We start from the raw sequence: 24,831 nt of genomic DNA on the forward strand, positions 1-24,831 counted from the left end.
AATACTATATAAATAATAAATTTTTATTTTAGGAGGAAAAAATGAAAGCTGTTATTCTTGCTGGTGGGTACGGTACAAGAATTGGGGAAGAAACACATTTAAAACCGAAACCTATGATTGAAATTGGAACAAAACCTATTCTATGGCACATTATGAGTTTGTATAGTCATTACGGGATTACTGAGTTTATTATTTGCTTAGGCTATAAAGGATATGCAATTAAAGAGTTCTTTCTAAATTACAACTTACACATGTCTGATTTCACAATACAGTTAAACGATAATACAATTACTAGCCATTCTCATCGTGTAGAACCATGGAAAGTTACACTAATCGATACTGGTGTAAATACCGAAACGGGTGGCCGAGTGAAAAAGATTCAAAATTATGTCGGAGATGAACCTTTCTGCCTCACTTATGGTGATGGATTAAGTAATGTAAATATAAAAGAACTTATTACATTCCATAAAAAACATGGAAAAATGGCTACTGTTACTGCCGTACAACCTCCTGGTAGATTTGGTTCTCTCATATTAGATAAACAGTCTGTAACATCTTTTCAAGAAAAACCATTAGGTGATGGCGGATGGGTTAACGGTGGATTTTTTGTTTTAAATCCTGAAGTTTTCAATTACATTAGTGGAGATAAGTCTGTTTTTGAAACAGACACTTTAGTTCAGTTAGTAAACAAAAATGAATTGGCCGCATATCAACATTCTGGTTTTTGGCATCCGATGGATACATTGCGCGATAAAAATAAATTAGTCGAGCTATGGGAAAGTAATAACGCTCCGTGGAAGGTTCGGTAATATGGCTTCATCATCTTTTTGGAATAAGAAAAAAGTATTTATTACGGGACACACTGGATTTAAAGGCTCCTGGCTCACCCTTTTCTTAAGTTCTTTAGGTGCAGAAGTAGTAGGCTTTTCTTCTCATCCCCCATCCATTCCTAACATTTTTGAACAAGGTAACGTAGCAAAAGAGTGCACGACAATGAAAGGCGATATTACAGATTACCATTCTTTATTTCATGCCATGAAGCAACATAAACCTGACATAATATTTCATTTAGCAGCTCAGCCAATCGTAACCGCTTCATACAAAAATCCTATCGATACATTCAAAACGAATGTTTTAGGTACTGTCCACGTGCTAGAAGCAGCAAAGTCCGTCGAAAGCGTACGTGCCATTATTAATGTGACAAGCGATAAATGTTATGAGAATGACGGTAGTGGCGACCGAGCGTTCGTGGAAAATGACCGACTAGGAGGTTTCGACCCTTATAGCGCTAGTAAAGCTTGCGCTGAAATAGTGGCAACATCCTATCAAAAATCATTCTTCCGCACTAATACCCAGAAACTCGCCTCAGTCAGAGCTGGTAACGTCATCGGCGGTGGTGATTGGGCAGAAGATCGATTATTCCCTGATATCATTCGGGCATATTTGCACAATCATACTTTGTGTATTCGAAACAAATATGCCGTCCGTCCGTGGCAACATGTTTTAGATCCTCTACATGGCTATATCCTTTTAGCTGAGAAACTTTGGAATGATGCTAAATATGCAGAAGCGTGGAATTTCGGCCCAATGAATGAACCTAACAGAACCGTTCATGATGTCATTGAATCTGTAATAAAATTATGGAATAACCCACTAACAATCATTTCCTCCTCTACAAATACTCCTTATGAATCACCTGTTTTAACACTCGATAGTACAAAAGCAGTAAACAAACTCGGCTGGACTCCTAAGTTATCAACAGATGATGCTATCGCTTGGACTGTTGATTGGTACAAAAAATATGCATCTGGTGAAAAGATAGAATCTTTCACACGACAACAAATCGATGCATTCAAAAATTTATAAGGGGGCTATAAAATGGAACAGAAAAAATGCCGTTTTTGCCACTCATTACTAACCAACACTTTTTTAGATTTGGGCGTTTCCCCTCTTGCTAATTCATTTGTAGCTCCTGAAAGCTCATATAAAATGGAACCTTTTTATCCGCTGCACACATTTGTTTGTAACTCTTGTTTACTCGTACAGCTAGATGAATTTGAATCTCCACAAAATATTTTTCATAACTATTTATACTTCAGCTCTTACTCCTCAAGTTGGCTACTACACGCTAAACAATATGTAGAAATGGCGATTAAGCGTTTCAACTTAACGAAACATTCAAAAGTGATTGAAATCGCAAGTAACGATGGGTACTTATTACAATACTTTAAAAAAGAAAATATCGAGACATTGGGAATTGAACCCGCGAAAAACGTAGCAGAAATTGCTATCAAAAAAGGAATTCCTACTCATGTGAATTTTTTCAGTAATGACTTAGCAAAAAAATTGCCACAAGCTGATTTAATCGTCGCAAATAACGTATTAGCACACGTTCCAAACTTGCATGATTTTGTTGCCGGTTTAAAAACGTTATTAAAACAAGATGGCACGATAACAATTGAATTCCCACACTTATTAAACCTCATATCCTTTAAACAGTTCGATACTATCTACCATGAGCACTTTTCCTACTTCTCACTTATAAGCCTTCAAAAAGTTTTAAGTTATCATCATTTACAAATTGTTGATGTAGAAGAACTATCAACGCATGGTGGTTCCTTACGGATTTTTGTAAACCATCTAAGTGCCCAATCAACTATCCATTCCAATGTTACAAAATTAATTCAAAAAGAAGTCGACCACGGGTTAGATACTTTAGATTGCTATCTCCTTTTTTCTAAACGCATCGAACAATTGAAAATAAATATTTTAAAGTTTTTTATTGAAGCGAAAGCTTTAAACAAACAAATTATCGGTTACGGTGCTCCAGCTAAGGGAAACACCCTTTTGAATTATTGCGGGATAGGTAAAGAATTTCTAGCTTATACAGTAGATAAAAATCCTCACAAACAAAATCTCCTTTTACCAGGAACTCGTATTCCAATAAAATCTCCAGCAGAAATTAAACGTACAAAACCGGATTACATTTTCATACTTCCTTGGAATTTGAAAGACGAAATTATGAAAGAATGCTCTTTCATTCGTGAATGGGGCGGTAAATTTTTAGTGACGGTTCCAGAAGTTGAGGTGATCGAGCCATGAAGAAAGTTGTTGTAACAGGTGGTAGTGGCTGGATAGGTAAATATGTTGTACATTCACTTATACAAAAGGGATATGAAGTGCACGCCACGTATAATAAAAATAAACCCTCTCACCTCCCTTGCCATTGGCATAAAGTAAACTTGCTTCGCGATGACGAAGTAAAACAATTCATTTCGGACGTTCAGCCTAGCCATCTCATTCACCTTGCTTGGGAAGCAGTGCCACCAGCATGCTATGTATCTATTAATAATTACTATTGGCTAAAGTCTAGTATTTCATTGATTCAACACTTCACAACATGCGGCGGAAAGCGTGTTGTCGTTGCAGGTACTGGCGCAGAATACGAATGGTTTAACGGCGTATTATTTGAAGATTCACCGCTCCTTTCCTATAAAACCCCGTATTCTTTATGTAAAAATGCACTGCACTCCTGGCTAGAAACGTATGCACAACAAACAGGCCTCAGCATGTGTTGGGGCCGCATTTTTCATATGTATGGCCCTCACGAACAAGGTAATCGGCTCGTTTCTAACATTATCACTTCCTTATTAAAAAACGAGGAAGCACTATGTACACATGGAAAACAATCGAGAGATTTCCTCCATGTGAGTGACGTCGCTGACGCTCTCGTAACAATATTAGAACACGGCGTTACAGGCACCATCAATATCGCTTCTGGTCAATCTGTACAAATTAAAGAGTTAGCTTCTATCATTGCTAAAAAGATAAGAAAAGAACATTTAATTAAACTAGGTGCAATCCCTTTCTCTAAAGATGAACCTTTATTTGTCGGGGTTAATGTAGAACGTTTAAAAACTGAAGTAAACTGGAAACCAACATACGATCTAAATACAGGAATTGAAGAAACAATTTTATGGTGGAAATCATTTATACAAAAACATAACGATATGCATCATTAAAACGTAAATCCTTCGTTCCTCTCGCTAATTCCTTATACCATTCTTCTAATCTTTCCGGCGTAACAATATGATGCGTACCCATTCCCCCATGCTTACTAGCTTCAGAAAGAGTCGGACCAATTTGTAATTTTCTCTTTCTCATCGCATCGTTCCACGGACTAAACCCATACCATAATATACAGGCAAGAGGTGGATAAATCATCGATTCATGCGCAGATAAATGTCTTCCAACCGTATAACTTCCATGCTCATGATTATGAATAAATCTACCTCTTCTCCATAGTCTCCACTCCTCTGGTAAATAACCATGAAACCGCTGTTTCATTAAAGGTATTCCAAAGTTAAGGTCCGGATAGTTGTAGTTAGGATCATCAACCATAATAAGCCCGTCCAGCCAATACATCCTCCCTCCCAATTCATCTAGTGATTTCCAAAACTGATTTTTATCTTGCATGCAAAGAAACTCAGTCGTATTTAAAACCATTTTCCATCCTTGTACTTCTTGTTCTATCCTCATCACTTCATGATCTGTCGTATATGCATCAAACTCTGGATTTACAGAATCTCGCACTTCCCAATGCGGTGCGAATTTTTTACAAATCTCAACCGAACGATCTGTTGAACCTTTATTAATTAAAATACCATGATCAAAAAGTTTCGTATGATGCATAAGCCACCATGGCAATAAATACTCTTCATTGTAAAAATGCGAAATAACGGTTGTAGTTATAATAATCTCCTCCTCTTTCTCTATTAATCTACTTTTTATCCTACAACCAATATACTCATAAGCAAAAATATGTTTCCTAATTATTAATCAAATATTATTATTAATATTTTTGTAAGTTTTCCTTTGGTACCCAGCCTTTCTCACCATCTCTTCCTTCGCACCAAACCCATCCATTCAATTCTTCTAATCCGATCACTCTTTCTCCAATACTCACATTTAATTCTTTCGCAGTATATTGTTTTATAATAATTCCTGTTCCATTCATATCTTTTTTTATAATTTGCTCCGGAACCCATCCTGTCCGGTCATATTTCTCTTCGTGACAAAACATCCAGTTTTCCCAGTTTTCCGGACCAACGTAACTCTCTATCATTTTCACTACATCCCCCTCTTCTAAGCGAATTGGATTAGGATAATTGCTAACATGTGATTTTATAACGATATATTTCATAACACCCTCCAATAATCAGAAAATTAAGTTATAATATCATTATAACTTAAAGAGGAGGAATGCACGCATGTACTACAACACTTCATTCGAAAACGATCAACCTGTAGGCCGTCTATAAACTAAGACGGGCAATCATATAACACATACACTACGCCTCGTCTTAGGGAACTCATAATACCCTAAAAATAGACGGAGGTACTTTACATGAAACACACAATTTTAGGAGCTATATGTTTATCACTAGCAGCAAGTATATGGGGTGGTATGTATGTTGTTAGCAAATACGTACTCGATTTTATCCCACCACTAACACTCGTTTGGCTACGCTTTATCATTGCTTTTGTTGTTTTGTATGGCATTTTGAAACTAGCTGAGAAAAAGCAAAAGAAAAAAGTAACCATTCGCAAAAAAGATTGGCTCCTATTCGCTTGGATTGGATTTATCGGCTATTTCATTTCGATCACATGCCAATTTATCGGAACAAAATTATCCGACGCTCATACAGGCTCGTTAGTTACATCAGCTACACCTGCATTTATGGTTATATTTGCAGCGCTCATTTTGAAAGAAAAACTAAGCGCCCGTAGACTTTTATCTACTATACTAGCGACAATCGGCGTTATTATCGTAATCGGGTGGGATATTGAAATTGGCTCCTATTTTATCGGAACAATCATTTTAGTTGGAGCCGCTATTACGTGGGCTTTACTATCTATTTATGTAAAGATCGCTTCAATCCAATTCTCATCCTTAGTTATTACAACGTATGCCATATTCTTTTCACTCTTTTTTATTACACCTTTTATGATATGGGAACTACAAACATCCTCTATCGGAACAGTAAATACGTACGTAATATTTGGCGTATTATACTTAGGTATTGTCTCAACAGCAGGTGCCTTTTTCCTTTGGAATAAAGGATTAGAATTAATAGATGCAAGCATCGGTTCCTTATTTTTCTTCTTACAACCTATTGTTGGATCATTACTTGGCTGGCTCTTATTAAATGAGACATTAAATAGTAACTTTTTTATTGGCGGTATTCTTATTATATGTAGCGTTTTAATTACTACTTTTGAAAAGAAATAAAAAGCAGGCAGAGATTTTTAGTCTCTGCCTGTTCGTATTATTGGATCTTGGTCGTGAAAACCAATACAAATCGGTATATTACTTTGCACTTCACTACGTACACTTATAAAACTACACAGCGTTTTAGCAATTAAATATAAAGTTACACCGACTGCTTTTTCACTTGTGTCAAAGCCATTTCCATTATACATATCTGCTAATTCTACAGACCCCGGCCCCTCAATATTATATGTCCATTCAGATGCCCAATCATCGTCCTCTTCTTCAAGTGGAATATATTCCTCACAAATATAAAACTGACTATCCCATTCGTTATCAAGGTCATACTCAAAATAAATCGCTTTTGATTCTTCATTAGTAGCCATTTCTACAGCTGCATCCAAACCTACTCGAATACTTTCCTTATATGACTCTAAATCAATTGCTTTAATTCGTTCTGCATATTCTGCAGACGCTAACATGCTACAAATTTCAAAATACTTCGCTTCTATTTGCTCTACTGCTAACGAAAAGACATCCTCTTGCATCTCTTCTAAATACTGAAATATATCCACACTAAACACTCCTCACTCTTTACGCACTCCAATGCGATGGACGGGATAACATTTTCGGTAATTTCGTATGCTTATCCCCTTTCGCTGCGTTAATTTGAACTTGCGTCAGAAAAATACTATTTGTAAAATCAGCCCCGCGAATATCTGCATCTCTTAAATCTGCTCCGATAAGATCTGCTCCTCTTAAATTTGCTCCATTTAAGTTAGCCGCAATTAAGTAAGCACCCCTTAAATTTGCACCTTGTAAATTTTTCTTTTTCAAATTTGCTCCCATAAGATCTGCTCCGCGGTGAATGATTCGTTTCTTACGTGCAGTATTCATTTCCTTCCATACTAATTCGCTCGTTTCTAAAAGAAGAATGTTCACCTCTGCCCTATGCATTGGAACATTTATTTTCATTAACTCATCTGGATTTAAATTCGAAAGTCGCTCTGTCTCCTCAATTGCGGTCTCCAGCTCTTTATGAATTGGCTGTGTTGCCTTTAAAATAATCGCCTCATTCAAATACCAAAGCATTTCATGAAGCTGATGCATAACCGGAAAAGCATCATACATTTTTCTCGCATGCTTAGCATCTTTCCGCCAATCAATTCCTTTAAACGTACCCTGAGAAATTTTCTGCCCAGCACCGAAACATTCAAATACTGTACAACCTTTATAACCTTTTCCTCTAAGATTTTTATGTATACTACATTTAAAATCTGATTGTAAGTTGGAACATGGTTTACCACCATCTTTATTCACCGCAAAATCTACTGATGCTGCGAACGGTAACGCCACGCAACATAGACCGAAGCATTTTTCGCAGTTTGCTTTTAAATGATCATTATGATTAGTCAAAATCTATACCCCCTGTTGTCTTTTGACTATTTCATAATATTCCAACTGTAATAAATAATCAATTTTAAAATAAACCGGCATCTTTCGTTTCAATTCATAACTTTATCATTCGATTTCCTTTCAATTGAAAAGGACTATTTCTATTTAATGAATTATAATTAAATTATAAATTTTCTAACTAAAAGGAGACTTAATATGGCACTAGAAATGAAAACAAACTGTCAAATTTGCGATCAATCGCTCGAACAAGATTCTGAAGCATACATTTGTGTATATGAATGTACATTTTGCGCACCATGTACAGAAGAAAGACAAAACGTTTGTCCAAACTGCGGCGGCAAATTAGTACGTAGGCCGAAAAAGAAACAATAAAAAGCAAAGCGATATCGCTTTGCTTTTTATTGTTTTCTGAGTATATGAAATTATATCGAACACAACTTAAACATTTAAAAACTTCACACAAACAGGCTCTGGCACAGCAACATCAGATTGTAAAAGTGTTAACTTTCCTGTAGATTCATCTCTTGAAAATAGCACAAGATTATGTGACTTTTCATTTGTAGCAACAAGAAACTTTTCAGTAGGATCTAATACAAAGTCCCTCGGCCAATTTCCTTCTGTAGATGTATGTTCCACAAATGCAAGCTCACCTGATTTTTGATCCACACTGAAAACAGCAATACTATTATGACCACGATTACCTGCATATACAAAGCGGCCGTCAGAAGAAATATGGATAGCACTGCCTTGACTATTTTCATCAAATTGTTCTGGAAGAGTAGAAATATACTGTAATTCTGTAAAGGATCCTTCTTCCGAGTTATATGTTAACGCAATAACCTCTGAACTAAGCTCCGTCATTACATAAGCGTATTTTCCATTTGGATGAAAAGCAATGTGTCTTGGTCCACTTCCCGGATTCACAGACAGGCTATTCACTTCTATTAATGTACTATCTTTTATTTCATACGTAATTAATTTATCTATCCCTAAATCAACACCTACCACATATTTTTCATCAGGAGTGTACCCCGCGTAATGTGCATGTGGTTTTTCTTGTCTTTCTTTATTCGGACCTGAACCTTCATGCGCCATAATAGATGAAGCAGGATTTACAGTTCCATCTTCTTCATTTACTTCAAAAGACTCAATCGTTCCTTTATGGTAATTTGCTGTAACTACTGTATGATTTCCACTATCAACACTAATATGACAAGGAGAAGCCCCTTCTACTACTTGTCTATTTTTCGCTTTTAGTTCTCCAGTATGACTATCAATGGAATAAGCAGCTACACCGCCAGATTCGTCTTCCTTAACAACGGAATAGAGATATTCATTATTTCGGTTAATGGTTACATATGTAGGGTTATCCAACTTAGCGGCAAGTGTTACATTACCAATTTTTTTTGCTTCCGTGTCTAAAATAAACTTATATATTCCTTCGCTATTTTCTTTCGTGTAAGTCCCAACATATCCGATAAACTCTTTGTTATCCTTCATTTTCATAACCCTCTCTCCCTATATTTTTCATTCATCATACTTCTTAAAATATTTTATGTTGAAAGAGTATCCAAAAAAATCGGAGTACCTCTTTATACGTTACCATATTTTATTGGTAAATAACTTTTAAACCCACTTTTTTTGATACGCTGCTATACTTTCATATTCTTCTTCCAATTGACGGGACAGACGAATATAGATTGGCGTTAAATCTTTATATTTCTCCACACTTTCCATGTTTGGCTCATGATGAAAATCTGCACCTACCATTTCAGAAACTACGGATAATGTATCTATTTCACCTAAACTATATAAACCGAGGATTGCAGCTCCTAAGCAAGAGCTTTCGAAACTTTCAGGAACATATACGTCTTGATGGAAAATATCCGCCATCATCTGTCTCCAAAGTTCCGACCTTGCAAAACCGCCTGTCGCTTGAATTTTTTTCGGTTCGCCAATTAGTTCTTTTAAAGCGAGAAGAACTGTATATAAATTATAAATTACCCCCTCTAAAACAGCACGGATAAGATGTTCTTTCTTATGATGCAATCCGAGTCCAAAGAAAGATCCTCGTGCATTTGCATTCCATAAAGGAGCTCTTTCCCCTGCTAAATACGGGTGAAATAATAAACCGTCAGATCCAGGATTCACTTTTGCTGCTATTTCAGTAAGCACCTCATATGGATCTTTTCCTAAGCGCTTTGCAAGTTCAATCTCTGAAGTGCCCAATTGGTCACGAGCCCACCTGAAAATCATACCGCCGTTATTAACTGGTCCACCGATTACCCAATGGTCTTCAGTTAAGGCATAACAAAAAATTCTACCTTTTGGGTCTGTTACAGGACGATTTGTTACAGCACGTATCGCACCGCTTGTACCAATTGTAACAGCCACAACGCCAGGATCTATTGCATTTACACCTAAATTAGATAGTACTCCATCACTCGCTCCTACTACAAAAGGCGTAGAAACAAGTACATTCATCTCTTTGGCAAACTCTTCATCTAATCCTGTTAAACTGTGCGTTGTTGGAACAAGCTTTGAAAGCTTTTCATCTGTAATTCCTGCTACATGTAAAGCCTCTTCATCCCACTTTAAAGATTTTAAATTGAACATTCCTGTCGCTGATGCTATAGAATAATCAATTACATATTCTTTATATAACTTGTAAAAAACATATTCTTTAATAGAAATCAATTTATAACTTTTTGCGAATAACTCTGCTTGCTCATTCTGTAGCCAAACTAATTTCGAAAGTGGTGACATCGGATGAATTGGTGTCCCAGTACGAAGGTAAATTTCATGACCATTCATATCATTCTTTATTTTCTCCGCCCAGCTTGCACTTCTATTATCTGCCCAAGTGATACATCTCGTTAACGGCTTTCCCTTTTCATCTACAGCAATGATACTATGCATTGCTGAACTAAAAGACACACAAAGAATATCATTCGGCTGTACACTACTTATTCGTACAGTTTCTTTAATCGTATTTATTACTGCATGAAAGATTTCTTCTGGGTCTTGTTCTGCTGTTTCAGGTGTAGGAGAATATAAAGGATATTCAATTCCATGACTAGCAATAACAGATCCATCAGTAGAAAATAGAACTGATTTTGTACTAGTTGTCCCAATATCTACACCAATCATATATTTTGAGCTCACCATTTCTTCCTCCTAACAAAAAATTGCTACAGTATCCCACCATAAAAATACATTCCTTTTATCTATTGATAACGTTGTAAGCCATAATTATCTAAATAGAAACATCTTTATCTTAAACAAACATATCGAGTAGTAAAACGCCTCCAAAAGCGATAAATGAAAGTAATGTTTCTAATACTGTCCATGTTTTAAATGTTTCTTTCACTGTTAAACCTAGGTATTCTTTTACCATCCAGAACCCAGCATCGTTTACGTGAGAAAACATTAACGCTCCTGCACCTGTTGCAATGACGAGTAATTCTAAATTCACACCTGTCGTATTTTCAACGATTGGCGAAACGATACCGGCTGCTGTTGTTAAAGCGACTGTCGCTGACCCTGTCGCAATTCGAATTAACCCAGCTACTATAAATGCTAATACAATTGGAGATAGAGCTAAATGCTCAGACATTTGAGCAATAGCATTCCCTACCCCACTATCGATGAGAATTTGCTTAAATCCCCCGCCAGCACCAATAATCGCAACAATTGAACCGATTGGTAATAAGCTATCTTCTGTTATCTTCTTAATAGCTTTTTTATCGATACCTTGACGAAATCCAAGAAAATAGAACGCCGCAAAACATGCAATCAATAGTGCAATTATAGGACTACCGATTAATGTGACAATCTTCATCAAAGTATTAGAAAGAGGCACATAAGGAGCTGCTGCAGCTAAAACCATTAACATAACAGGTAACAATATAACTAAAAATGAAACTCCTATTCCTGGTAATTTCGTTGATTTTGTATTTACACGAATCAATTCCGGCTCATTTTCAGGAATTACACGTTTGTGAATCCATTTCGCAAATATAGGACCTGCAATAATCGCTGCAAAAAATGTAATAATGAGTGAATACATTAGTACCTTCCCAAGATTCGCTTTATAAATACCAATTGCAACTATGGCCCCTGGATGCGGAGGAACAAGGCCGTGTACGACAGATAGCCCAGCAATTGCTGGTAATGCTATCAATAAAATATTTTGTTTCGTTGTTTTATGAATTGAAATTACTAACGGCAGTAATATTAAAATGCCTACTTCAAAAAACACCGGGATTCCAATAATAAAACCTGCAATTAACATCGCCCATGGTAAGTTTTTTATCCCAAAGGATTTAATAAAGAACTCTGCCACTTGCATTCCAGCACCTGACTCTGCCATCATTTTCCCTAAAATTGTACCTAATACTAAAATACCTACTAAATGCCCGAGAACACTGCCGACTCCCGTTTCATAAGCACTCACTATTTTATCCATTGGCATCCCAGACATAATTGCTAAAAACAAACTTGCAATCGTTAAACTAATAAATGCATGCCATCTCCACCACGATACCCCTAAAATAACAATTACGATTGATAATAATGTAATCATTAAAAGGTACATATTCATACGCAGTTCCCCCCTTTATGTAAACCCTTTCAAAATTGCTATACAATTAAGAGAACCTATATAGTTCTTTCATGAGCAAGAATTTATATATCGATATACAAATCATCTTCACAAAATAATAATTTATACAAAAAGAATCTCCCTTATCAGAGATACATGTTAACTCACCTCTCTGATAAGGGGATTTCTCTTCCATAATTATAATGTTATTGTGATAAACGCTTCGCGCGATCAATTTTCCCTTTTTTAAAAGTGAATGACACTTTCTTCTCTTGCTGTTTTCACGTAGTAAGACTACAAACTCAGTATCCACTTTAAACGATGAAGTTACTTAGGATTTGTCTTCTCATGAAAAACAATTTTCGGAAAGCACCTTCACTTTCATAACATTATAATTTAGGCGCTTTCGCCCAATCAGCAGCAAATTTCTCAATACCTTGGTCTGTTAATGGGTGCATAGCAAGTTGTTCAATTACTTTATAAGGGATTGTTGCAATGTGAGCACCTGCCATCGCTACACGAGTTACATGATCTGGATGTCTAACAGAAGCCGCAATAATTTGTGTATCTAATTGATGAACATCGAATAATTCAGCAATTTTAGCAACTAATAGTACACCATCTTCAGAAATATCATCTAAGCGTCCTAAAAATGGAGAAACGTACGTTGCACCTGCTCGAGCAGCTAAAAGTGCTTGGTTCACAGTGAAAATAAGTGTAACGTTCGTTTTCACACCTTTTTCAGTAAGGTAGCGACAAGCTTCTAATCCAGCTAACGTCATCGGAAGTTTAATTGTAACTTTTTCATCGCCACCGTTAATTTTAATCAGTTCTTCTGCTTGAGCAATCATTTCTTCAGCTGTAACAGCATCTGGCGTTACTTCTGCCGAAACAGATTCAACTTTAGGAACCGCCTGACAAATTTCTGCAATACGGTCTTCAAATTTAATGCCCTCTTTTGCTACTAAAGAAGGATTCGTTGTAACACCAGCTAAAACTCCAAGTTTATATGCTTTTTTTATATCCTCAAGATTTGCAGTATCAATAAAAAATTTCATGATTAATTCCCTCCAGTTTTTAAACGTTGATGAGTTACATGTTTAATATGCTTATCCCGTAAAAGCCCGATTTGTGTGGAATGAAGCCCCTACTTATTAAAGTTTCACTTTATTTCTTTTCTACTGCATGTCCACCAAATTCATTGCGCAGAGCTGCTACAACTTTTCCTGTAAATGTATCATTGTCTAATGAGCGGTAGCGCATTAATAGAGACATTGCGATAACAGGAGTTGCTGTTTGAAGGTCTAATGCTGTTTCTACTGTCCATTTTCCTTCACCAGAAGAATGCATAACACCCTTAATCTCATCCAGTTTTGCATCTTTAGAAAATGCATTTTCTGTTAATTCCATTAACCAAGAACGAATCACTGAACCGTTGTTCCATACTCTTGATACTTTTTCATAATCGTAGTCAAATTCACTTTTCTCTAGAATCTCAAATCCTTCACCAATAGCAGCCATCATACCGTATTCAATTCCGTTATGAACCATTTTTAAGAAGTGACCACTACCAGCTTTTCCAGCATATAAGAATCCATTTTCTACAGCAGTATCGCGGAAGATAGGTTCAACGATGTCCCAAGCTTCTTGATCTCCTCCGATCATGTAACAAGCACCATTACGAGCGCCTTCCATTCCGCCAGAAGTTCCTGCATCCATAAAGTGAATGCCATCTTTCTTTAATTGCTCATATCGGCGGATAGACTCTTTATAATGTGAATTACCAGCTTCAATTAAAATATCTCCTTTTGATAAAAGTGGTGTAACCTCATCAATAACAGAATCAACAACAGCGTGTGGTACCATTACCCAAAGAATTCTTGGTGATTGTAATGACTGAACAAGTTCACTTAAACTAGATGTACCTGTTGCCCCGTACTCTTTCATTTCTTCTACTGCGCTCGTATTTAAATCAAATGCTACTACTTCATGTTTATGATCCATTAAATTTTTCCCTAAATTTAATCCCATTTTACCTAACCCAATTAATCCTACTTGCATAATATAATTCCTCCTCAAATCATCTTTTATTAAAAATCCATATCACTACAATCTGGAATACCTTTCAGCATTGAAATTTTAATATGTACAGAAAGGTATTCACAGTCATAGCTTAAGAATTCAACACATTTTTTGTAATTTGAACAACATTTTCTGTCGTAAATCCAAATAGATTCATGACTTCAGCTCCAGTACCTGAAGCTCCAAATGTTTCAATTGATATTACTTTTCCTTCTTGTCCTACATAACGTTCCCAACCGAGAGATACACCCATTTCAAGAGATACTCGTTTCGTTATAGAAGACGGAAGAACGGATTCTTTATATTCGTTCGATTGGTGATCGAATAACTCCCAGCTCGGCATTGCAACGATGCGAACAGAAACTTGATCTTCTTCTAATTTTGCTTTCGCACTAGCAGCTAAGGATACTTCAGAACCTGTCGCAATTAAAATCACATCCGGATTTTCATTCGTTTGTGTTAATACGTAAGCTCCTTTAGAGAGATTCTCTATGTTCGCTTTCGTTTCATTAAACACCGGTAAATTTTGACGGCTCAGTACTAAAACGACTGGACCATCCGTTTGCTGTAAAGCATACGCCCAAGCACTTGCTGTTTCATTTGCATCTGACGGACGGATAACTGTTAGACCAGGAATTGCTCGAAGAGCTGCCAATTGTTCAATTGGTTCATGCGTTGGACCATCTTCTCCTACAGCAATCGAATCATGTGTAAATACGTAAGTAACAGGTAACTTTTGCAGTGTAGCCAGTCGAATGGACGGACGAAGATAATCATTAAATACAAAGAATGTACTTACGAAAGGTTTTACTCCTCCATGAAGCGCCAATCCATTCGCTGCAGCGCCCATTGCATGTTCACGTACACCGAAATATATATTTCGTCCAGCATATGATTCTACTGCATATACTGCTTCACCTTTTATATCTGTCATCGTAGAATGAGAAAGATCCGCACTTCCACCGAAAATAGAAGGAATCGATTTCACATAATGATTAATAGCTTCCCCACTTGCAACACGAGTGGAAATCGTTTTTTCAGTATCAAAAGATAGAATGTCTTTTGCTTCAATTAAAACCTCACCTGTAATCGCTTTTTCTAATTCATCTGCCAGTGTAGGATTCGCTTCTCTGTATAAGTTGAACTGCTCATTCCAGTCATTGTCTTTTTCAATACCTTTTTGTCTTAGTTCATTAAAATGAGCTTTTACTTCTTCAGGTACAAAGAAATCTTCCTCATAATTCCAACCATACACTTGTTTTGTCGCTGTCGCTTCTTCTACTCCAAGCGGATTACCATGTGCTTTGTTCGTTCCAGCAACTTTTGGACTTCCATAACCTATAATGGTTCTAATTTCTATAAGAGTAGGTTGATCCGTATTTTCTTTCGCTGATTGAATAGCTTTTGTAATCGCATCAACATCGTTTCCATCTTCAACTCTTACATATTGCCAATGTACAGATTCTGCCCTTTTCTGAATATCTTCAGAGAAAGCAATGCCTAATTCACCATCAAGTGAAATTTCATTTGAATCATACAGTACAATTAACTTGCCAAGTTTCATATGTCCTGCCATTGACATCGCTTCATAAGCGACACCCTCCATTAAGTCACCATCTCCGACTAAAGCATACGTATTGTGATCTATAATAGAGTGACCATCCTTATTGAACTTCGCTGCTAAATGAGCTTCTGCCATTGCCATTCCGACAGCATTAGCAATCCCTTGTCCTAACGGGCCTGTAGTCGCTTCAACTCCAGGAGTATGCCCAAACTCAGGATGTCCTGGTGTTTTACTATTTAACTTTCTGAAGTTTTTCAAGTCATCAATTGAAACATCATATCCAGCTAAATGAAGTAAGCTATATAACAGACTTGATCCATGTCCCGCCGATAAAACGAAACGATCACGGTTAAACCATTCTGGGTGATTAGGATTGTAATTTAAATGATTCGCCCATAATGCATAAGCCATTGGTGCTGCTCCCATCGGAAGACCTGGATGACCTGAGTTTGCCGCATTAATAGCATCAATCGATAACGTACGAAGTGTATTCACTGCTAATTGATTTATGTTTTGTGTCATAGTAATCGTCCCCCTAAATGCTTTCATTAAAGAAAGTACTTATTTTTCCGTCTCTTGATCTAACCACCATTTAAATCCACTTTCTTGCAACAGTTCATTAGACGCTTCTGGACCATATGAACCAGACTCATATTCATAAAGCGGCAATAAGTTTTCCTCGAACGCTTCAAGAATTGGTTGTACCCATTCCCATGACAATTCAACTTCTCTCCAATGTGCAAAGAATGTAGCGTCTCCACTCACAGCATCATGAATGAGTCTTTCATACGCTTCAGGTACTCCCACATCCGCTTGCTCACAAGTAAAGTTAATACGCATCGGTTCAATTTCTCCATTTTTCAATGGATTTTTACTGTTTAACTGTAATGAAACGTTCTCACCTGGGCTAATTTCAATTATTAATAAGTTAGGTGCTGCATTTGGATTATTATCTTGATATTGCTGTTTTAACGTATTTTTAAACTCGATTACAATACGAGTAGACTTTTCTTTCATTCGTTTGCCTGTTCGTATATAGAAGGGAACGCCAGTCCAAAATGGATTATCGATCCACAGGCGAGCAGCAACAAATGTGTCTATGTTAGAAGAAGGATTTACTCCTGGCTCCTCTTTGTATGCTACAACTTGCCCGCCTTTTATCTCACCTGCAGCGTATTGTCCGCGAATGATATGGCTTTGAACGTCTTCTTTTTTCACTTTACGAAGCGTTTCCATTACCTTTCGCTTTTCCTCTCGAATTTCACATGCATTAACCTTTTCCGGCAGATTCATAGCAGTCATCATTAATATTTGTAACATATGATTTTGAACCATATCTCGAATAGCCCCTGCCTGGTCATAATATCCTGCCCTTTCTTCAACCCCAACTGTTTCACTCGCTGTGATTTGTACATTCGCTATATGTTCTTTATTCCAAATTGATTGGAGAACAGGATTTGCAAATTCTAATGCTTCAAGATTTTGAATCATCGGTTTACCTAAATAATGATCGATACGGTATATCTCGTCTTCTTCAAACGTGCGACTAAGCTTATCGTTAAGCTCACGAGCAGATGTAAGGTCGTGCCCGAATGGTTTCTCAATCATCAGACGTTTCCATCCATCCGTTTTATCAAGTCCGCTTTCTTTAATATTTAAAGCAATGGTCTCGAAAAATTCAGGAGCAACGGAAAGATAAAACATTCTATTTCCTTTTATATGTAATTCTTCTTCCCTTTCACGAACGACTTGTAATAACCTCTCATAGTCTTCTGGCTTACTCACATCTAATGGACAATAGCGAAAATTATCTAAAAAACCTTCCAGTTCCGGAGTACCTTCTTCTCTATGACGGGAAAACGTCTCTATTGATTCTTTTATTCTTTCTTGAAAATCTACATGAGATACTTGACGTCTCCCAAGCCCGATAACGGATATTTGCTTTGGAAGCTTTTGATCTCTATATAAGTTATATAGTGCGGGGTAAATTTTGCGTTTCGCTAAGTCCCCTGTCGCTCCAAATAAAACAAAGGTCATTGATTCCAATTTCAGTCCCCCTCTTGTTGTATAATCCTTGTCAATATTTTAAAAATGAATTGTACAGAAGCTCATGTTTTATAAAAACAAAGAGTTATCAAATTCCAATTCTTTTTATACCTTTCGCTTTTTAATTGTCCCCAATATTAATAGTGGCAATTCAAAGCATTTCTACCACAACTTACTTATTTATAGAATTTAACAAAACATTTTATATCTGATTACTTTTAGTAATTAAATAATCTTATGTCTAATATATTAACCACATAAATTATTATCGTCAATAAAAATGTCTTGAATTACATACGATTTATTTCGTAATACTTTTCTAAGTGTATTCCTAGTTACCATTCATTTTCAAAGATAATGATCGTTATAATAAATATCAGTTTCATCTAAATATTCAATTAATTTTGCGTTAAACTCACGAGCAGACATTACATTATAATCAAAAGGCTTCTCTATAATAAGACGATTTAATCCTTTTATAGCTCACAATCCACTTTCCTTAATATTTAAAGCAATGACATCAAATACTTCTGGTATAACAGATAGGTAAAACATGCGGTTTTCAGGAATGTTTAATTCTGTTTCACGCCTCTTTACAAGACTAAACAAATCTTGATAGTCCTCTACATTCGCTGTATTTAATTGACAATAACGAAATGTGCTAATGAATCCTTCTACTCCTGATTCGTCATCAGTAGATCTTCTAGAAAATCTAGCAATGGATTGTTCTACCTTTGTTTGAAATTCCACATCTGACATTACCTTTCTACCAATACCGATAATTGAAATATACTGCGGTATATTTTCATTACTAAATAGTTTGTATAAAGCAGGGTGAATTTTGCGTTTCGCTAAATCCCCTGTCGCTCCGAATAAAGTGAAACTTTAATCAGTGGAGGTTTTGTTCATCCCTACTGATTATTAGCCTTCACCAATCGGGCTTTTACGGGCAGTTGATCCTCCACCTAACTTCTGCTTCCGCTGAATTTTGAGGCGGGGGTCTTACTGCCCGGCAAATAGCGGGATAAACATAATGAATAAATCATGCTGCAAAAATACCATCTACCCTTTCTTCATAAAGCTTTACAATTGCTTTCGCAAGTACGTTACATTATTTCACGTACTTTCCCCTTCTCTATATAAAATTCTCACTAACAAAATTCAAAATATTATACTTATTTTTCGTACTTTGCTATGCTATAACCACAAACAGGAGGTATAAACTATGAAAGCACAAATTATCCATTCTTTTGGTGATTCATCTGTATTTCAATTAGAAGAAGTTTCAAAACCAAAACTTTTACCAGGTCATGTTCTAATCGATGTAAAAGCAACAAGTGTAAATCCAATCGATACAAAAATGCGGAGTGGAACCGTTTCAGCCGTCGCTCCTGAGTTTCCAGCTATATTACACGGCGATGTAGCTGGTATTGTTATTGAAGTAGGAGAAGGTGTTTCGAAATTCAAATCAGGGGATAAAGTATACGGATGTGCCGGAGGTTTTAAAGAAACTGGAGGTGCACTTGCAGAATTTATGCTTGCTGATGCACGATTAATTGCTCACAAACCTAACAATTTAACAATGGAAGAAGCTGCTGCTCTACCATTAGTTGCAATTACAGCTTGGGAATCTTTATTTGATCGTGCAAATATTAAACCTGGTCAAAATGTTCTCATTCATGGAGCTACTGGTGGCGTAGGACACGTAGCCATTCAACTAGCTAAATGGGCAGGCGCTAAAGTTTTCACAACAGCTTCTCAGCAAAACAAAATGGAAATAGCCCATCGTTTAGGAGCCGATATAGCTATTAATTATAAAGAAGAAGCTGTTCAAGAATATGTACAAAAACATACGAACGGAAACGGATTTGAAGTTATATTTGATACAGTAGGCGGCAAGAATCTTGATCATTCTTTTGAAGCTGCTGCGGTCAATGGAACTGTCGTAACTATTGCAGCTCGTTCAACCCATGACCTCTCTCCTTTACACGCAAAAGGACTCTCTCTGCACGTTACTTTTATGGCATTAAAAATATTACATACAGATAAGCGTAATGATTGCGGAGAAATCTTAACGAAAATAACGCAAATTGTAGAAGAAGGAAAACTTCGTCCATTGCTAGATTCTAAACCTTTTACGTTTGATGAAGTTGCACAAGCACATGAATATTTGGAGTCAAATAAAGCAATAGGTAAAATAGTTTTGAAAAACGTTTGGTAACTTTCACTAAATAATACAAATAACAAATGTTTGTTGTTGGAAAATAACAGCGAGATCGCTTCGCCTTATCTTTTTCTTAAAAGGCGTGCCACAACCTTAAAAGCTTTCCATCCTTTACAACAAGTAAAAAAATAACAGCTAAATTTTGAGGTGGGGGTCTTACTGCCCAGCAAATAGCGGGATAACATTCAAAAAAACCTTGCAGAAAAATTCTACAAGGTTTTTGTCCATAAATACAAATTAATCACTATATTAAAATGAAAGAGTTTGTAATTCATCACAATAATATTAAATATACGCTGCTTTAAAGGCTTGTTGGACAGCTTGTACTTCTAATGAGTCTTTACCATATAAGTTCGTTGCTACACGAATACAAGCTTCTTTTAATTCTTTAAAATCAGAAGTCATATTTAATTCATCCGTATTTGCATAATAGAAAATATCAAACATTTTATCTTCTCCAATGCCATGTATGTTTACTCCATTATGGCTTCCACCACTAGCAATCAAGTAAGCTACTTTATTAATAATGCTAGAGTTCGTGTGTACACCACCATGATCGTGGTCAGCATCAATAGGTAAGTTATTATAATGCCTATAATCCTCTGGATATCTAGAAGAGATAGATGATGGGTTTTTCATATCTCTAAAAATACGACCTGATTGTTCTCCCATTGTCCAATTGAACTTTCCGTTATTGGCATACTTTTCAACTGCTACTCCTAAAATATCAGATAACGCTTCATTAATTGCACCAGCTTCTCCTGCGTACTCAAGTCCAGACTCATTTCTTGTAACCGCGTGTGTAAATTCATGTCCTGCCACATCAAATGCTCTAACAATTGGATCTCCGTATACTAGCATAGCGCCATTACTAAATGCATTAAACCACTGCTTAGGATTTCCTTTATTCGTACCATTTGTGTTCCAACCATGAACGACAGAAATTACTTTTTGTCCGTTATTATCAAAGCTGTTACGGCCATATTTTTCTTGATAAAAATCATATACTTTCGTTGCTAAATAATGGGCACTAACTGCTTTAGGATCTGTAAAATTTGTAGAATTACTTGTTACTAAATCATCGAGATAACCCCATACATTTCTTCTATAATTATTATAATCTTTATAATTAGCAGTATATGTTTCAATTCCCTTACCACGAGAATAATCTGCAAGCATGTACGTTCCATCACTTCTTTGTGTAATTCCAAACGTACGATTAATACCTAAGTCATCTTTTCCTGTACCTGTTAATTTTGAAGGATCTGTTGATTTATTTGATGTCGCAGATTGGACAATACTACTCTCTACTTGTATACCCAATTTTTGAACGAGTTCTTTTAATAGATTACCACCAAAAGCATCAATTAATACTGTACCGGATACATATTCAGGTGTAGATGCACTAAAAGTAATTTGATATGCGTTTGTAGCTTTATTTGTATTTTCATCTACATATACCACTTGTTTAATTTCTGGTTCTTCAATAAATGTGAGATCATTTCCATAGATGTTGAAAAGCTGTTTCTTTGCATCCTCTTCTGATAGAGTAATAGGTTGTTTCAAATCTTCCTGTTGTTGTAAATCTTGAGCACTATCTCCCGAAACGCTCGTAAGTACACCATCATCATTAATATGTGCTGTTAGTTGATATCCGTATACATCACGTCCTTCATACGTTTGTTGAAGACGTACCAATGTAGTACCATCATAAGATTTACGACTTTGCGTAACATTATAATTAACTTTGGATTCCGTATTAACTTGCTTTGATGATAATGCTTGTTCTGTTTTTCCTTTTAGTGCATCCTTTGCTACATTTTCTGCCGAATTTTGAGAAGGTGCTGTTAAATTACCTGTTCGGAACGTATCTTCCTTTGTTTCCACTTTTAAATCTTCTGTTTTCGCATGTACTCCTCCATAAGGCATAATCGCCGATAACACCACTCCTGTAGTTAAACCTACCTTTACGAAATTATTCATATTTTTACTCCTTTATAATCGTATTATTAAATTAAATAAATGTATTTTAGAATTTTAAGCATAGATAAAAAATTTTAACTATGGCCAATCGTTTTTACATACCTCTACATACATAGGTTAATAGATTGGTTTGCTACTTTTTTAGATTCAATTCATTTCTCAAAAATTACTCATTATATAAGCTATCTTTATATTTATTCATATACGTTATTTTTTGTGGTTCTGATAACATATTTATTGCCATCCACACATTCTTTTTCATTTCTAATTTTTGCATTGGTATCTCTTTTAAAAACTGATTACCTATAATCGCTTCCATTTCTTCATCAATTCTTTGTATAAGATTTTCTTCTGGATTATTTTGCAAAGAAGTATTTTTCAATCCCCATTTTGTTATTATAAATTCATTCGTTTTATTCATAGGATTAATAATAGTAGCTTTACTAGTTAATCGTTTTTTTATTTCATCATGATAGATTTTAATTCTATATCCCTCTTTTAGTGGAATGATATCTTTTACAATTGTTACATTTGTTCCTTCCATTTCCTTCGTATAAATTTTTTCACCTTTTTCATTAAAGACCTCTATCGATGCATATTTTTCACCTACATAATAGCTATGAGGCGTTTTAGTAGTAACCGTAAAAATAGCTCGATTTTGCTCTAAGTCTGTATTTAATACGGCAAACTGGTCATCTCCTAATCCTAGGAATTGAATCGTTTCATTTACCAACTTACTCACTTTCATTTCGTTAATATCAATCTTTAGACTATTATCTTTTTCTTTTACATAGGCATAATACGAACTGAAATGGTACATACTATTCGTTTTCCCACCTGAAATTTCAACCGTATACACTCCATTTGGTACGTCTTGTAAATTGATATCTGTTGTTTCAATTGTTTTCTCTTGAATAACTGTATTCCCTTCTTTTAATTTAATTTTTCCTCCTTTTAATGTATCTATTTCATTTGTATTTAAATGGATATGCAAATTCCCTTTTAGCCCAAGTGGAGCAATTTGCTGATTCGTAACTATTTCGAAGTTGGAGTTTATCGGAATATCAGGATCAACTATAGCTCTTGCTTTCGCTAATTGTGATTCAGGCACTATATAAGCTAAAGAAGTAACAGCCGGAAAACCTTTCGCCCTATTCATCTCTATTTGTTTATGATTAAGCTTAAAGCCCCATCTTTCAAAAACAGGTGTAAAATCAACTTGTCCATTCTCACTATAATACTGATTCATTAAATCTGGTAAAGAATGGTCACCTTTTTTGAAAGCAGCATTGCTAGCTAGTTTTCGATAACCTTGATACATTTTTGCAAATGCTTCATCGCCAGCTTTTTGTTTCGCCATCGTTAAAAGAATAAGTTTTTGTCGTAAATCTAAATCATCATAATTTTTATTTTCTTTCATTAAAGCATTATATAAATTCCGTTCTACCTGTTCCTTTTTTCCGAAATTAAACAACCAACCAACTTGATCTGCTTTTTTGCCGTATTTACTATATTGATATTGAACACCAAATAGATTATTAGAAACTTCTCCTGTAAATATTCCTTGATTATCAAAACCAGCTTGGTATCCATGAGCGATTTCATGTAAAGTTCCCCAACTTAGTTTATCTAACCACATCTTTGTACTATCTGTACTATTCGCTGTCCAATTTGTGCCATAATAGGCACCGCCAGCACCAGATATATCTGCTTTTAAGAAATAACGATTTTGACTTTTTTTATTTTCAAACGTTGAGCCATCTAAACCAATAATTGAATCATACATCACAAAAATATCTTCATAATACGCAATTAACTCATCCAATGATTGAAAATCTTTTAAAGATCTTACTAACTCTTTATCTTTTTTAGGTACAAATAATTGAAAACTCTCCCCTTGAAGTAACGCATACTCTCCATCAAATTGATCCCATGTACTAAAAAATTGAGATACACTTCCTTGTTGTTTATAAATGGGAAGGGGTTTAGTAGCACTTTCATTCCCTACTTGGTACTCAAGTACAGCGTGCTCTTCACCATACGGAGTATCTATGAAAGGAACTAAAGACGTATCACCTTGGATAGTAACCCATTCATTTCCTACTTGTATGGATTTTTCATTTTTTGAGTCATTAGACAATAAACGTAATGTTAATTTGTCTTTAAAATTAGGATTTGTTTGTCTTACCTTTAATGCTGTATTTCTCTTCAAAATAAATCCTAAATCTTGTCGATCATGATATTTCCCCTTACTTATGCCCGCCTGAAATATCCAAGTAGGCTCTTCTAAACTAGTAATTTTTTTTGCATTTATTCGTTCATCAGCATGTAAGTGTATATTTCCTATGAGGAAAAACATTGTATACATTAGGCCTATAACAAGTAACCTTTTCATTTGCATATCTCCTTCTCTATTTTTTTATATACAAAATACAATAAAGCCCTCCTTCTTCACTTATAATTGTCGTCAATAAGTTACTTATCAGTGTAATTATTATAGTTACATTAACTCGTGATTATCAATCATTAAATGTATGTAATTTTGCATATATGAATATTTTGTGATAAATTCCAAAATATCGTATAATTATCAATATTTTTTCAGACATTATTCAATAAAAAAACACGAAGACTCTTAAGTC

20 protein-coding genes and 1 pseudogene are annotated in these 24,831 nt (G+C 35.6%); 7 read left to right on the forward strand and 14 right to left on the reverse strand.

Annotated features, from left to right (window positions below):
• The first annotated feature begins 41 nt into the window (after positions 1 to 41).
• From rfbF to MHB52_RS17145, 4 genes are read left to right on the forward strand one after another with little or no spacing between them, the layout of a single operon-like run.
• Positions 42 to 809 (forward strand): glucose-1-phosphate cytidylyltransferase, encoded by a 768-nt coding sequence (gene rfbF, locus MHB52_RS17130; protein WP_016118329.1) that lies wholly within the window; start codon positions 42 to 44, stop codon positions 807 to 809.
• Between the two features lies 1 nt (position 810).
• Positions 811 to 1,866, forward strand: coding sequence for a CDP-glucose 4,6-dehydratase (gene rfbG, locus MHB52_RS17135; protein WP_000168657.1), 1,056 nt, complete (start codon positions 811 to 813; stop codon positions 1,864 to 1,866).
• A gap of 12 nt (positions 1,867 to 1,878) precedes the next feature.
• On the forward strand, positions 1,879 to 3,102 hold the full coding sequence (locus MHB52_RS17140) for a class I SAM-dependent methyltransferase (protein ID WP_016118330.1): 1,224 nt from the start codon (positions 1,879 to 1,881) through the stop codon (positions 3,100 to 3,102).
• Entirely contained in the window at positions 3,099 to 4,022 is a 924-nt protein-coding gene (locus MHB52_RS17145; RefSeq protein WP_000758367.1) for an NAD-dependent epimerase/dehydratase family protein, read from the forward strand. The genes MHB52_RS17140 and MHB52_RS17145 overlap by 4 nt, the downstream gene beginning before the upstream one ends.
• Here the strand turns inward: MHB52_RS17145 and MHB52_RS17150 are convergent.
• Both MHB52_RS17150 and MHB52_RS17155 read right to left on the reverse strand, forming a co-directional pair.
• Positions 3,991 to 4,791, reverse strand: coding sequence for a glycosyltransferase family 2 protein (locus tag MHB52_RS17150; protein ID WP_080119276.1), 801 nt, complete (start codon positions 4,789 to 4,791; stop codon positions 3,991 to 3,993). The genes MHB52_RS17145 and MHB52_RS17150 overlap by 32 nt on opposite strands.
• Before the next feature lie 61 nt (positions 4,792 to 4,852).
• Positions 4,853 to 5,203, reverse strand: coding sequence for an SH3 domain-containing protein (locus MHB52_RS17155; RefSeq protein ID WP_000875291.1), 351 nt, complete (start codon positions 5,201 to 5,203; stop codon positions 4,853 to 4,855).
• A 204-nt stretch (positions 5,204 to 5,407) separates the two neighbouring features.
• Here MHB52_RS17155 and MHB52_RS17160 point away from each other — a divergent pair, with 204 nt between their 5' ends.
• On the forward strand, positions 5,408 to 6,292 hold the full coding sequence (locus tag MHB52_RS17160; protein ID WP_000683261.1) for a DMT family transporter: 885 nt from the start codon (positions 5,408 to 5,410) through the stop codon (positions 6,290 to 6,292).
• A gap of 17 nt (positions 6,293 to 6,309) precedes the next feature.
• Here MHB52_RS17160 and MHB52_RS17165 read toward each other — a convergent pair whose 3' ends face one another.
• Together MHB52_RS17165 and MHB52_RS17170 are read right to left on the reverse strand one after the other, a co-directional pair.
• A complete protein-coding gene (locus tag MHB52_RS17165) occupies positions 6,310 to 6,846 on the reverse strand; it encodes a hypothetical protein (RefSeq protein ID WP_061663329.1) in 537 nt (178 codons plus the stop codon).
• A gap of 19 nt (positions 6,847 to 6,865) precedes the next feature.
• Positions 6,866 to 7,687 (reverse strand): pentapeptide repeat-containing protein, encoded by an 822-nt coding sequence (locus MHB52_RS17170; RefSeq protein WP_000181427.1) that lies wholly within the window; start codon positions 7,685 to 7,687, stop codon positions 6,866 to 6,868.
• A gap of 195 nt (positions 7,688 to 7,882) precedes the next feature.
• Here MHB52_RS17170 and MHB52_RS17175 point away from each other — a divergent pair, with 195 nt between their 5' ends.
• The gene (locus MHB52_RS17175) at positions 7,883 to 8,059 is read left to right on the forward strand and encodes a DUF1272 domain-containing protein (RefSeq protein WP_061664258.1); all 177 of its coding nucleotides are present in this window, start codon (positions 7,883 to 7,885) and stop codon (positions 8,057 to 8,059) included.
• 66 nt (positions 8,060 to 8,125) lie between these two features.
• Here MHB52_RS17175 and MHB52_RS17180 read toward each other — a convergent pair whose 3' ends face one another.
• From MHB52_RS17180 to MHB52_RS17215, 8 genes and pseudogenes are all read right to left on the reverse strand, one after another.
• A complete protein-coding gene (locus MHB52_RS17180) occupies positions 8,126 to 9,193 on the reverse strand; it encodes a lactonase family protein (protein WP_080451676.1) in 1,068 nt (355 codons plus the stop codon).
• A gap of 120 nt (positions 9,194 to 9,313) precedes the next feature.
• Positions 9,314 to 10,855, reverse strand: a complete 1,542-nt coding sequence (gene gntK / locus MHB52_RS17185) for a gluconokinase (RefSeq protein WP_061664257.1) — start codon at positions 10,853 to 10,855, stop codon at positions 9,314 to 9,316.
• 109 nt (positions 10,856 to 10,964) lie between these two features.
• Positions 10,965 to 12,290: a gluconate permease GntP gene (gene gntP, locus MHB52_RS17190; RefSeq protein ID WP_001057623.1), complete on the reverse strand. Its 1,326-nt coding sequence runs from the start codon at positions 12,288 to 12,290 to the stop codon at positions 10,965 to 10,967.
• 389 nt (positions 12,291 to 12,679) lie between these two features.
• Positions 12,680 to 13,348, reverse strand: coding sequence for a fructose-6-phosphate aldolase (gene fsa, locus MHB52_RS17195; RefSeq protein WP_000667676.1), 669 nt, complete (start codon positions 13,346 to 13,348; stop codon positions 12,680 to 12,682).
• Positions 13,349 to 13,457: 109 nt separating this feature from the next.
• Positions 13,458 to 14,351, reverse strand: coding sequence for a phosphogluconate dehydrogenase (NAD(+)-dependent, decarboxylating) (gene gnd, locus MHB52_RS17200; protein ID WP_001195925.1), 894 nt, complete (start codon positions 14,349 to 14,351; stop codon positions 13,458 to 13,460).
• 112 nt (positions 14,352 to 14,463) lie between these two features.
• Positions 14,464 to 16,458, reverse strand: coding sequence for a transketolase (gene tkt, locus MHB52_RS17205; RefSeq protein ID WP_061664256.1), 1,995 nt, complete (start codon positions 16,456 to 16,458; stop codon positions 14,464 to 14,466).
• A 39-nt stretch (positions 16,459 to 16,497) separates the two neighbouring features.
• A complete protein-coding gene (gene zwf, locus MHB52_RS17210) occupies positions 16,498 to 17,982 on the reverse strand; it encodes a glucose-6-phosphate dehydrogenase (protein WP_000445363.1) in 1,485 nt (494 codons plus the stop codon).
• A gap of 348 nt (positions 17,983 to 18,330) precedes the next feature.
• Positions 18,331 to 18,867, reverse strand: a pseudogene (locus tag MHB52_RS17215) (glucose-6-phosphate dehydrogenase); the annotation flags it as partial.
• 340 nt (positions 18,868 to 19,207) lie between these two features.
• On the opposite strand from MHB52_RS17215, the gene MHB52_RS17220 reads away from it, so the two are divergent.
• Positions 19,208 to 20,203, forward strand: coding sequence for a zinc-dependent alcohol dehydrogenase family protein (locus MHB52_RS17220; RefSeq protein WP_061664255.1), 996 nt, complete (start codon positions 19,208 to 19,210; stop codon positions 20,201 to 20,203).
• A gap of 288 nt (positions 20,204 to 20,491) precedes the next feature.
• Here MHB52_RS17220 and MHB52_RS17225 read toward each other — a convergent pair whose 3' ends face one another.
• Together MHB52_RS17225 and MHB52_RS17230 are read right to left on the reverse strand one after the other, a co-directional pair.
• The gene (locus MHB52_RS17225; protein ID WP_061664254.1) at positions 20,492 to 22,189 is read right to left on the reverse strand and encodes a M4 family metallopeptidase; all 1,698 of its coding nucleotides are present in this window, start codon (positions 22,187 to 22,189) and stop codon (positions 20,492 to 20,494) included.
• Between the two features lie 166 nt (positions 22,190 to 22,355).
• Positions 22,356 to 24,584 (reverse strand): putative mucin/carbohydrate-binding domain-containing protein, encoded by a 2,229-nt coding sequence (locus MHB52_RS17230; protein ID WP_000826243.1) that lies wholly within the window; start codon positions 24,582 to 24,584, stop codon positions 22,356 to 22,358.
• Between the last annotated feature and the right edge of the window lie 247 nt (positions 24,585 to 24,831).

The organism is Bacillus sp. FSL K6-0073 (assembly GCF_038006085.1).
Lineage (GTDB): Bacteria > Bacillota > Bacilli > Bacillales > Bacillaceae_G > Bacillus_A > Bacillus_A cereus.

Bases quoted from the DNA above. Each gene is read 5' to 3' on its own strand.
- rfbF (WP_016118329.1), top strand. From the start codon at position 42: ATGAAAGCTGTTATTCTTGCTGGTGGGTACGGTACAAGAATTGGGGAA.
- rfbG (WP_000168657.1), top strand. From the start codon at position 811: ATGGCTTCATCATCTTTTTGGAATAAGAAAAAAGTATTTATTACGGGA.
- MHB52_RS17140 (WP_016118330.1), top strand. From the start codon at position 1,879: ATGGAACAGAAAAAATGCCGTTTTTGCCACTCATTACTAACCAACACT.
- MHB52_RS17145 (WP_000758367.1), top strand. From the start codon at position 3,099: ATGAAGAAAGTTGTTGTAACAGGTGGTAGTGGCTGGATAGGTAAATAT.
- MHB52_RS17155 (WP_000875291.1), bottom strand. From the start codon at position 5,203: ATGAAATATATCGTTATAAAATCACATGTTAGCAATTATCCTAATCCA.
- MHB52_RS17160 (WP_000683261.1), top strand. From the start codon at position 5,408: ATGAAACACACAATTTTAGGAGCTATATGTTTATCACTAGCAGCAAGT.
- MHB52_RS17175 (WP_061664258.1), top strand. From the start codon at position 7,883: ATGGCACTAGAAATGAAAACAAACTGTCAAATTTGCGATCAATCGCTC.
- MHB52_RS17180 (WP_080451676.1), bottom strand. From the start codon at position 9,193: ATGAAAATGAAGGATAACAAAGAGTTTATCGGATATGTTGGGACTTAC.
- gntK (WP_061664257.1), bottom strand. From the start codon at position 10,855: ATGGTGAGCTCAAAATATATGATTGGTGTAGATATTGGGACAACTAGT.
- gntP (WP_001057623.1), bottom strand. From the start codon at position 12,290: ATGAATATGTACCTTTTAATGATTACATTATTATCAATCGTAATTGTT.
- fsa (WP_000667676.1), bottom strand. From the start codon at position 13,348: ATGAAATTTTTTATTGATACTGCAAATCTTGAGGATATAAAAAAAGCA.
- gnd (WP_001195925.1), bottom strand. From the start codon at position 14,351: ATGCAAGTAGGATTAATTGGGTTAGGTAAAATGGGATTAAATTTAGGG.
- tkt (WP_061664256.1), bottom strand. From the start codon at position 16,458: ATGACACAAAACATAAATCAATTAGCAGTGAATACACTTCGTACGTTA.
- MHB52_RS17220 (WP_061664255.1), top strand. From the start codon at position 19,208: ATGAAAGCACAAATTATCCATTCTTTTGGTGATTCATCTGTATTTCAA.
- MHB52_RS17225 (WP_061664254.1), bottom strand. From the start codon at position 22,189: ATGAATAATTTCGTAAAGGTAGGTTTAACTACAGGAGTGGTGTTATCG.
- MHB52_RS17230 (WP_000826243.1), bottom strand. From the start codon at position 24,584: ATGAAAAGGTTACTTGTTATAGGCCTAATGTATACAATGTTTTTCCTC.